The 9,554-nt window shown below is 63.6% G+C and carries 10 protein-coding genes and 1 pseudogene; all 11 read left to right on the top strand.

What is annotated here, in order from left to right:
• Window positions 1-347: HupE/UreJ family protein (locus tag AC1D34_RS33730; RefSeq protein ID WP_476826587.1), on the top strand; the 347-nt coding region annotated here is incomplete at its 5' end.
• Window positions 348-409: 62 nt separating this feature from the next.
• Complete coding sequence (locus tag AC1D34_RS33725; RefSeq protein WP_476826586.1) at window positions 410-2,170, top strand: di-heme-cytochrome C peroxidase; 1,761 nt, start codon at window positions 410-412, stop codon at window positions 2,168-2,170.
• Between the two features lie 79 nt (window positions 2,171-2,249).
• A pseudogene (locus AC1D34_RS33720) lies at window positions 2,250-2,507 on the top strand (DUF4331 family protein); the annotation flags it as partial.
• Between the two features lie 391 nt (window positions 2,508-2,898).
• The gene (locus tag AC1D34_RS33715) at window positions 2,899-3,576 is read left to right on the top strand and encodes an SRPBCC family protein (RefSeq protein WP_476826585.1); all 678 of its coding nucleotides are present in this window, start codon (window positions 2,899-2,901) and stop codon (window positions 3,574-3,576) included.
• A 10-nt stretch (window positions 3,577-3,586) separates the two neighbouring features.
• A complete protein-coding gene (locus AC1D34_RS33710; protein ID WP_476768652.1) occupies window positions 3,587-4,744 on the top strand; it encodes a hypothetical protein in 1,158 nt (385 codons plus the stop codon).
• Window positions 4,741-4,953 (top strand): twin-arginine translocation signal domain-containing protein, encoded by a 213-nt coding sequence (locus AC1D34_RS33705; RefSeq protein ID WP_476768651.1) that lies wholly within the window; start codon window positions 4,741-4,743, stop codon window positions 4,951-4,953. Before AC1D34_RS33710 ends, AC1D34_RS33705 begins: the two co-directional genes overlap by 4 nt.
• A 51-nt stretch (window positions 4,954-5,004) precedes the next feature.
• Window positions 5,005-5,475 (top strand): (2Fe-2S)-binding protein, encoded by a 471-nt coding sequence (locus AC1D34_RS33700; protein WP_441493121.1) that lies wholly within the window; start codon window positions 5,005-5,007, stop codon window positions 5,473-5,475.
• Window positions 5,472-7,703, top strand: a complete 2,232-nt coding sequence (locus AC1D34_RS33695; RefSeq protein ID WP_476826584.1) for a xanthine dehydrogenase family protein molybdopterin-binding subunit — start codon at window positions 5,472-5,474, stop codon at window positions 7,701-7,703. Before AC1D34_RS33700 ends, AC1D34_RS33695 begins: the two co-directional genes overlap by 4 nt.
• Window positions 7,704-7,707: 4 nt before the next feature.
• Window positions 7,708-7,932, top strand: coding sequence for a hypothetical protein (locus AC1D34_RS33690; RefSeq protein WP_476768649.1), 225 nt, complete (start codon window positions 7,708-7,710; stop codon window positions 7,930-7,932).
• A complete protein-coding gene (locus tag AC1D34_RS33685; RefSeq protein WP_476826583.1) occupies window positions 7,925-8,365 on the top strand; it encodes a cupredoxin domain-containing protein in 441 nt (146 codons plus the stop codon). Before AC1D34_RS33690 ends, AC1D34_RS33685 begins: the two co-directional genes overlap by 8 nt.
• Window positions 8,355-9,554: cbb3-type cytochrome c oxidase subunit I (locus tag AC1D34_RS33680; protein ID WP_476826582.1), on the top strand; the 1,200-nt coding region annotated here is incomplete at its 3' end. The genes AC1D34_RS33685 and AC1D34_RS33680, both read left to right, overlap by 11 nt.

Here is a 9,554-nt window from a genome sequence, read left to right as displayed (position 1 = left end):
TCGCTGTCCTTGGCCTTCCTCTGCCTGGTTTCGAAAGCGGAATAGCAGCATCTGCGCTTGTGCTTGGCCTGATGGTCGCCTTCGCCGTGCGCGCGCCGCTCTGGATCGCCGCCGGTCTCGTCGGGGCGTTCGCCGTCTTCCATGGCTATGCGCATGGTCGTGAGGTGCCGGACGCCGCGGAGGCGGTAACGTTCTTCGTCGGCTTCGTTGTCGCGACAGGCCTGCTTCATCTCGCTGGCATCGGGATGGGCCTGCTGACGCGCTGGAACTGGGGCTCGGTCCCCGTCTGCGCCGCAGGCGCCGCCATCGCGTGCACCGGGATCGCCTTTCTGACCGGCACGGTGTGACGCTCATCGAGGCGCGGTGGCACCCAGCCGGATCACTCAAGCCAGTCCTCAGGAGCGCTCGCATGAAAAAGGCAAACTACGCGTCGCTGCTCGCCGTTGGATCATGTCTGGCAGTATCGGCAAGCGCACAGCAGGCTGCTCCGCCTGCGACGAGCCCGTCCGTCGTTTATCTCAACCAAGCTTGGTCGCAGGAAGATCGCGAGTGGTATTATAATTTCTCGCAGGGTTCCGCGATTATTACGTACGATCTTTATCTGAACCTGGAAGTCGCCAACAGCCAGGATTTGTTTCGATCCGACGCGAACAACAAGGCCCACGGACTTACCCCCCAATCCGCGAGCGCCAATAACWGGGATGGCTTGCCGATCGGCGTCACCAAGACCGCTGTTTCTGAAACCGTAAAGGGTTGGCCGGCTGGTGATTATGCTGGTCTGACCTGCGCCGCCTGCCATCAGGGGCAGCTGAACTACAAGGACAAGGCCATTCGCATTGATGGCGGCATCGCGACCGCGTTCGATATACAGAGGATGATTCAGAGCCTGAACGATGCGGTGCAGGCGACTTTGACCGATGCGGCGAAATTCGACCGTTTGGCGGGGCGGCTCGGAGCCACTGCCCCTGACGGGAAGGACAAGCTGCGCAAACGGGTTGAGAGCGAAGCGGAGCGGGTGAATCAGTATGCCACCCGAACGTCCCGCACTTCGCACCCATGGGGTCCCGGCCGCAWGGACGCGCTCTCGCTGATCATCAATCGCACGACCGCGACACTACCGGGAATCCCCGAGAACTGGGCGATGGCAATTGCACCGGTCAAACCGCCGTTCCTATGGAACGCTCCGCAGGGATTATGGACACAGTGGGGCGCGTTCGCCCAGAATCCGATCGGTCGCAATTTTGGAGAAACGCTGGGCGTCTACCTGCCGGTTGACCTGAGCTCCAAATCTCCCGCCGAAGGACTGTTTCAGTCCAACGCAGCCATCCTCGATCTTGGGCGGGTCGAGAAGCAACTGGAACGACTGGCGCCGCCAAGTTGGCCGGAAGAGGTGTTCGGCAGGATCGACCGTGACAAAGCGAAGGTGGGCAAGGGCTTGTTCGTGGAGCTTTGCGCGAGCTGCCATAATGCCTGGCCTTATCGCTGGACCGAACCGAACAAACACGGGAAGCAATTCGTCCTCGTTGGACTGACTCCACAGACATATGTAGGCACCGACAGGGCCCAGATCGAGGCGCCGAAGCCACTGGCGTTTACCGGCGAATTGAGCAAATTCCTGCCCCCCGAATTCCGCGGCCAACCGTTCTTGCCGCCGATGCTGTTGAACGCACTGATTGGTGACGAGGTGCGCGGCCTGGCGATTGCAAAGCTCAAGCTCACCGAAGCCCAGCTATTGGACCTGCGCGGTTATCGCGAGCTTCCTACGCCACGCCCGGCGGAACATGTCTACAAGGCTGCTCCGCGGGACGGGGTCTGGGCTACACCGCCATTCCTGCACAACGGGTCGGTGCCCAACCTCTACGAGATGCTGATACCGGCGGCAGAACGCACCAAGAAATTCTACCTCGGCGGCGACTTCGATCCCGTCAAGGTGGGCCTCGATACCACCGCGACGTCCGGGACCTTCCTCGTGGATACGTCACTGTTGGGGAATTCGAACGCTGGTCACTCGTTCCAGAACGGGCCGCGCGGAAACGGCATCATCGGCCCCTTGCTGGCGGAACAGGAGCGCTGGGCGCTTGTCGAGTACCTGAAATCCATTCCGGAGGAGCCCGGCCGCGTGACGCCGTTCGGAGGCCCAGCGCAAGCCAGCCTTCCCCCGAGGCCGTGACCTTCGGGGCGCGTGGGGAATCGTCCGGCATCAGGCCGGGCGGTCGCGAGGTTTTGACAGCGTAAACGGGAGCCGGGCGATGTCCGATCATATCGATGGGCCGAGGCAGATCGGCGACCCCTCGGCCGATCTCACTGACCTGTTCGCGTTCACGAGCCCCGAAAACCCGGCTCGTACGGTGCTGGCCGCCAATGCCTTTCCGACCTGTGGTGCGGACGCGATCTTCTCCAATGCTGTCGGCTTCGCAATCGTGGTTCGTCGCGCGAAGGTAGCCGGGGTTGGCGAGGCAACGAAATTCGAGACGAGCGACCCGGAAATCCGGTTCTCCTGTCGGTTCGACGCGCTGGAACATGGCGCGGCCGGACAGCCTCCGATCCAGCGTGGCACCTGCACCCTGCCTGATGGTCAGACGCTTCGTTTCGTCGTCAACGACGAGCGCGGTGCGTCCACGCCCGATGGCGTCTTCAGGGTCTATGCGGGGGTGCGGTCTGATCCATTCATCCTCGCGTGGCTGCTCGGGGGCGATGGCATGAGGAAGTTCGAGAACCTCCTGTACAACGACAACGTGCTCTGCATCGCTATCGAATTTGATACGCAACGTGTGCTCGATCCCGACAGGGGGTCTCTTTTTGGAGTGATCGCCGAGACGGTGCCGTTGCCGCATGCCGGCGCTCTTGTTGGGCACGAACCGCCACGCCTCGATTGGGTCGGCCGTCCCGAACAGACCAATGTCCGGCTCAACAATGGTGGGCTGGCCGGCGTACTTCATGCTGTTCGACGTGGCGAAGCCGATCACCGATACGAGCCATTTCGAAATCGAAAGAAGCACGCTGAACGGAAAACCCTATCAGACCGGCGGCGGACGCACCGTCGATGCCGATGTCATCGATGTGCTTCTGACCTGGCTGGTGAATCGCGACCGCACCCACCTCCAGGGCGGTACGACCAAGGCAACGAAGCCCGGCACCAGGAATTTCCCCTACTTCGCCACACCCAACACCGACTTGCAGACCATCATGGAAACCGTCGAGCTCAGTGCTCCACCCGACCGGATCTGGGACTTGATCGGACCATTCGGCGGCACCTGGCACCCGCTGGTCGCCCAGATCGTGCTGACGGGCACGGGTGTTGGCCAATTGCGCACGATCCAGACGACGGAAGGCAAGCAGATCATCGAACGTCTCGACGCAAGCGACAGCACGGCCAGATTCTACCGCTATACAAATATCGCAGGGCTGCCGGTGGCGAATTACACGGGAATGCTCTCGGTCAAGCCGAGTGGCTCAGGCAGCACCGTCGAGTGGCGCGCACAATTCGTTCCGAACGGCCAAGGCACGATTATCGTCAAGACGATCGTGTCGACGCTGTTCAAGACCGGGCTCGATAGCCTCAAGTCGCGCTTTTGAGGACAGGGGTATGATTGCGCAAGCAGAGTCCGACAACGTGGTCTTTCAGACCACGGACGGCGAGATCGCCGCGATTAATCTCAATAGCGCGCGCCTGCGTTCCTGGACGCGTTTCGATCAGGATCCGCAACGAACGGGCGTCTCCGAAACCGTACTCGAACATGAGCAACTGACGGCGCAACTCCTGGGCGACTTGTCCGCATTCGACCGCATGGAAACGCTGGCCGATCTGCTGGCGCGGCTCGACCCCTCGTCGCCACGGACCGCATTGATCCGGGCCCAGGTCGCGTCAGCCCTGCACCGTTTTGCCGAGGCGCGGGGACATGTGGCGCAAGCGAGCCTCGGCGAGGCTTCAGCGGCGGAAAATCTACTGCTGACGATCGATCAGGCCTGCGGCACCGCGCTGGACGCGGTGCTGGAGAAGCGGCGCCGTATCGCGGAGCAATCCGGGCTCTTGCCGGATCAGGTGGCGCTCGGCGCCCTGCTGGCCGATCTCGGGGACTTTGCCGGCGCCGACCAAATCTACCGGCAGGCGCTCCGCGACTACCGCGAGGTGTCGCCATTCCCCGTGGCCTGGGCCTGCTTCCAGCTCGGCGTGCTCTGGGGCGAACTCGTGCCGGAACCCGATTTGGCCCGCGCCGAGCGCTGGTACCGAAAGGCCGTCGCCTGCTTGCCCTGCTATGTGAAGGCCCGCGTGCATCTGGCCGAAATMCAGGCCGGTGACGGCCGGACGAGGGAAGCTGAAGCCACTCTTGTTCCCGCCATTGCAAGCGGCGACCCCGAAGTGCTCTGGCGCCTAGCCGATACGCTGGCCGTCTCCGACGAGAGGCGCAGCGAGGCCGACGCGTATCTGGACGCCGCACGCTCAGGCTTCGAAGCGCTCCTCGCCAGGCATCTGCTGGCCTTTGCCGATCATGGCGCCGAGTTCTACGCCGGCAGCGGTGGCGATGCTCGGAGAGCCTTCGAACTGTCGCGGATCAATCTCGAGAACCGACCGACGCTACGCGCCTTCGAGCAGGCTCATGAGACCGCCATTGGCGCTGGCGAAACCGAGGCCGCCGCCGCGATCGCCGCGTCGGCGCGTCGACGCTGGGCCCCCACGGCCGCGTTCCGACTGTCGTCGCTGGCACGACACGGTGCTGCCGAAACCGATGGAGCCGTCGCATGATGATCGACCGTCGCAGGTTCGTAGCGGGCGCAGGCCTGGCTGCCGTCACACCCGCCATCGCCTTGTCCTTGCCGCAACCTTCTCCGGCGCCGGCGACCGCAATCGCGCCTGTCCTGATGATCGCCGGCTGGAGCAATCCGGACGACGGCGACACGGCGGAGCAGGTGTGGCTGCGCGTCGGTCATGGATGGCGAACGGCCTGGCGATGATGAGACGAGGGCTCTGACGACGACACGGAAAGCTATGTGCGGAGAATCACCTTGGCCGACACGATCAAGCTATCCGTCAATGGCGAGGCACGTGTCCTAAGTATTGACGATCCCAATATGCCGTTGCTCTACGCGTTGCGCGAGCAGCTTGGCCTGCATGGCTTGCACTACGGCTGCGGGCTCGGTCAGTGCGGAGCTTGCACCGTGCACTATTACGGGGAAGCGTTGCGTAGCTGCCTCATGCCGGTCTCGGCGGTCGCCGGGGCCGAGATCGTGACCCTGGAAGGCCTGGGGACGGCGGAAAAGCCGCATCCGGTGCAGCAGGCCTTCATCGACGAACAGGCTGCCCAATGTGGCTACTGCATCAACGGCATGATCATGCAGGCGGCCGCGTTTCTTTCGACCACGAAGCGGCCGACGGAGGAACAGGCCCGACTGGCACTGGCGAGTAACCTCTGCAAATGCGGCACACATGTCCGGATACTGCGCGCCGTGATGCGCGCCGCCGAGCAGATGTCATGAGGGCGGGGGGGCAGATCTCCGGGGCGCCACTCTCTCGTCGTGCAGTCTTGACCTATGGCGGAGCGCTCGTCGTAACGTTCGAAGCCCTGCGATCACCGTCATGGGCGCAAGCCCCACCCGCGGCGAACGGCGGCGCGGCAGACGAAGTCGGCGGGTTCATCGCGATCGGTGCCGACGGGCTCGTCACGATCAAATCCGGGAAGGTCGAGCTCGGCACCGGTGCGCTTACCGCCATCGCCCAGATTGCGGCCGAGGAGCTGTCCATCCCGATGGGCCGGGTAACGATGATCCAGGGTGATACCGAACTCACGCCCAACCAGGGGCCCACCTATGCCAGCCTGACCATTCAGGACGGTGGCATGCAGATTCGCCGTGCTGCGGCCACCGCACGCGCCGCATTGCTCGATCAGGCTGCAATTCGCCTCAAGGTCGCCAAGGACATGCTCGAGGTGCGCGACGGCGTGATCACGCCCCGGCAAGGCGGCCAGGGCCTGTCATATGCCCAACTGGTCGGCGAACGTCGGCTGACGATCAAGGTCGATCCCGCCGCGGCGCTGAAGGACCCGAAAGATTACACGATCGTCGGCACGCCCGTGCCTCGCCTTGATATTCCCGCGAAAGTCCTTGGCAGGTTCACCTTCATCCAGGATTTCACGTTGCCTGGCATGCTGCACGCGCGGATGGTTCATCCAGCGGCGCTCGGCGCCAAGCTCGAAGCCTGGAACGACGCCGCCTGCCGCAAGATCACGGGCTATGTGCGGACGGTCCGCAAGGGCGACTTTCTGGCCGTAGTCGCCGGCAATGAATGGGCGGCCATCCGGGCATCGACCGCGATCGTCGCGACCTGGTCGGCCTGGGCAGGCCTGCCCGACGAGGCCAGGCTGTTCGAATATGTTCGCAGCTCGAAAGTCGTCCGCAATGAGGTCCTACAGAACACCGGCGATACGACCGGCGACGAGAGGGCGAGCGGCAGAATAATCGAAGCGACCTACGACCTGGCCCTCAATACGCATGGCTCGATCGGCCCGTCCTGCGCGGTGGCCGATTTCAAGGATGGTGTTCTCACTGTCTGGACACCGTCACAGGCGAGCCACCTGCTGCGGTCGCAACTCGCCACCATGCTGGGACTGTCGCAGGAGCGCGTGCGCTGCATCTTTGTCGAAGGCGCAGGATGCTATGGCCGCAACGGAGCCGATGATTGCTCGTCCGAAGCCGCGTTGCTTGCAAAGCTGCTCGGCCGGCCGGTCCGGTTGCAATGGATGCGAAGCGACGAACATGGCTGGGATCCGAAGGGGCCGCCGGTCCTGCTCGATTACCGCGCCAGTCTTGATGATCAGGGCCGAATTGCCAGCTGGCAATCCGACATCTTCCTCAGCGAACGACCGATGCAGCGCTCGGGTGCGACGCTCCTGGCGGCCACTCTCGCGAAACTGCCGAAATTCGGGTCGGGAGCCGGGGTGTATAATCCGGGCCTCGGCATCCCCTATGCCTTGGCCAACAGCAAGCTGACCGCGCATTGGCTCGCCGACACGCCGCTCCCGGCGGCATGGATTCGCGCGCCTGCACGCCTGCAGAACACGTTTGGCAATGAGAGCTTTCTCGACGAGATTGCGGCCGCAACGGCTGTCGATCCGTTCGATATCCGCACCCGGAATCTCAAGGACCCGCGCGGGCTCGAGCTGCTCGAGAGCCTGCGGAACCTCGCGCAGTGGGAGCCGCGCGGCTCGCGGCCGCGCGATGGCGGCATGCTGGTGCGGGGGCGGGGCGTGTCCTACGCCAAATACGAGCTGGTCCGGACCTATGTCGGGATCGTCGCCGATGTGACGGTCGATTGGTCGGACGGCCGGATCAAGGTCGATCGCGTCTTCGTCGTTCACGACTGCGGCCAGATCATCAACCCTGACGGGCTGCGCAATCAGATCGAAGGCAACGTCGTCCAGACGATCAGCCGGACGCTGGTCGAGCAACTCACCTTCAGCCGCAGTGCGGTCACGAGCCTCAACTGGGGTAGCTACCCCATCCTGACCTTTCCGAACGTCCCTCAGGTCATGATCGACCTGATCGACCGGCCAAACGAAGCGCCATGGGGAGCGGGCGAGCCGACTACTTCCGTCGTGCCCTCGGCCATAGCGAATGCGGTCTTCGACGCGACCGGCGTGCGCTTGCGATCGGTGCCGTTCAGAGCGGCCAAAGTTCTGGCGGCTATGCGCCTGGCGAAAGCGAGATAGCGGGATGAGCACCGTGGAAGCACAGGATCACGAAGGAGAGGACTACGTCTCCTCCGCTTTTCGGCGTGAAAACGTCGCCATCGTGGGCAGCCCCGACGAAATCCGAAGGGTCGCCGCAGAAGGCGTGAGCGGCGCCATGGCCGTTGCCGGCCTGGCGGTGGCCGCCATCCTCGTCATCTGGTTCGCCTTCCTCCTGTTCATCTATCTCCCGCGAGGCGCTGTTGACTGATCTGACAGGCGAATCCGAACGAAGATGGGCCTGGGTCGTCACCGGGGTCATGGTCCTCGTGCTTGCGGTGATCACGTTCAACGGCGTGCACTGGGCCGTGCAACCCCCGTCGAATGTCGAAACGATCGATGCGGATCGCCTCCATCTCGCCGGGGAGTTTGTCGAGACCAATCTGGGCACCGAGGTCGTGGCGGATCAATCGGTGGTCGTGCGCGTCGTCGCCGAGCAATATTCGTTCGTGCCGGCCTGCATCGTCGTTCCCACCGAGACCAGGGTGGTTTTCCGCGTCACCAGCCCCGACGTGGTGCATGGCTTCCTGATCGCCGGCACGAATGTGAACAGCATGGTGGTGCCCGGGTTGGTGAAGGTCGTCGATCGCCTCGAATTCGCCCGATCCTATGGCGGCAGATTGCGAGCGTCCTGTGCAGGGTAGCAACCGCCTCGTGCTCGCCCATTTCTGGACCGCCTTTGCGGTCTTCGCCGTCATGATTCCGCTCGGCGCCTGGCAGATGCTGGTGCGTAGCCCGCTGCATCGGTGGATAGACCCGGAACTCTACTACCGGGCGGTCACGGCGCACGGCACCTCGCTCGCCTATGTCTTCCCGACGCTCGTCGCGATGGGCTTTGGCTATGCGGTCTGCGCGGTGTCGCTCGGCCGGCCGATGCACGGGGCGCGGCTTGCCTGGGCGTCTCTCGGACTGGTGATCGCCGGGGGCGTGCTGGCGATCGCAACCGTGGCGGCCGGCAAGGCGACTGTTCTCTACACCTTCTATCCACCGCTGCTGGGCAGTGCATATTACTACCTGGGCATCCTGATTGCGGTGATCGGTTCATGGATCTGGGTCGGCCTGATGATCTCGCATTTCAGGCGCTGGAAGCGTGATTATCCGGATCTCCCGGTTCCGCTGGCGATGTTTGCCACCACGGCCGGCGCATTGCTCTGGGCCTGGACGTCATTGGGAGTCGGGGCGGAGATCGTCTTTCTGATCCTGCCCAATGCCTTCGGCTGGACGGACACGATCGACCCCGCCCTTGCGCGTCTGCTGTTCTCCTGGACCTTGCATGCCATCGTCTACTTCTGGCTGATCCCCACCTATATCGCCTTCTACGTGCTGCTGCCGCAGGCCGCCGGCGGCCGGCTCTACAGCGACAAGATGGGCCGGATCGCCTTCCTGCAACTGCTGATCTTCGCGATGCCGATCGGCCTTCATCATCTCTTCGCCGATCCGCAGATCGGTGCCGGCTTCAAGTTTCTCCATGCCGTGTTCACGGGAATGGTGGCGGTCCCCACACTGCTCACGATTTTCACCATTTGCGCCTCGCTAGAAATCGCGGGCCGCCTGCGGGGCGGCCGCGGCCTTTTCGGCTGGATCGCCGTTCTGCCATGGGACCGCCCACTGGTGCTGGCTTCCGTGCTTTCGCTGGTCATGCTGGGCCTGGGCGGGGCCAGCGGCCTGATCAACATGAGCTATGCGCTCAACCTGACGATCCACAACACCCAATGGGTCACCGGGCATTTCCACCTGATCTATGGCGGGGCGATCGTGATCATGTATTTCGCGATTGCCTATGAACTCTGGCCGCGCCTGACCGGTCGCCCGCTCGCATCGCCGCATCTCGTC

This window comes from Allobosea sp. P1_A7, assembly GCF_056406775.1.
The sequence above is the reverse complement of the archived record's forward strand: the minus strand, read 5'-3'. Positions and strand labels throughout refer to the sequence as shown.

Excerpts from the sequence above, each read along its gene's own strand:
- AC1D34_RS33715 (WP_476826585.1), top strand. The coding sequence starts at position 2,899 with ATGTCCGGCTCAACAATGGTGGGCTGGCCGGCGTACTTCATGCTGTTC.
- AC1D34_RS33705 (WP_476768651.1), top strand. The coding sequence starts at position 4,741 with ATGATGATCGACCGTCGCAGGTTCGTAGCGGGCGCAGGCCTGGCTGCC.
- AC1D34_RS33695 (WP_476826584.1), top strand. The coding sequence starts at position 5,472 with ATGAGGGCGGGGGGGCAGATCTCCGGGGCGCCACTCTCTCGTCGTGCA.
- AC1D34_RS33690 (WP_476768649.1), top strand. The coding sequence starts at position 7,708 with ATGAGCACCGTGGAAGCACAGGATCACGAAGGAGAGGACTACGTCTCC.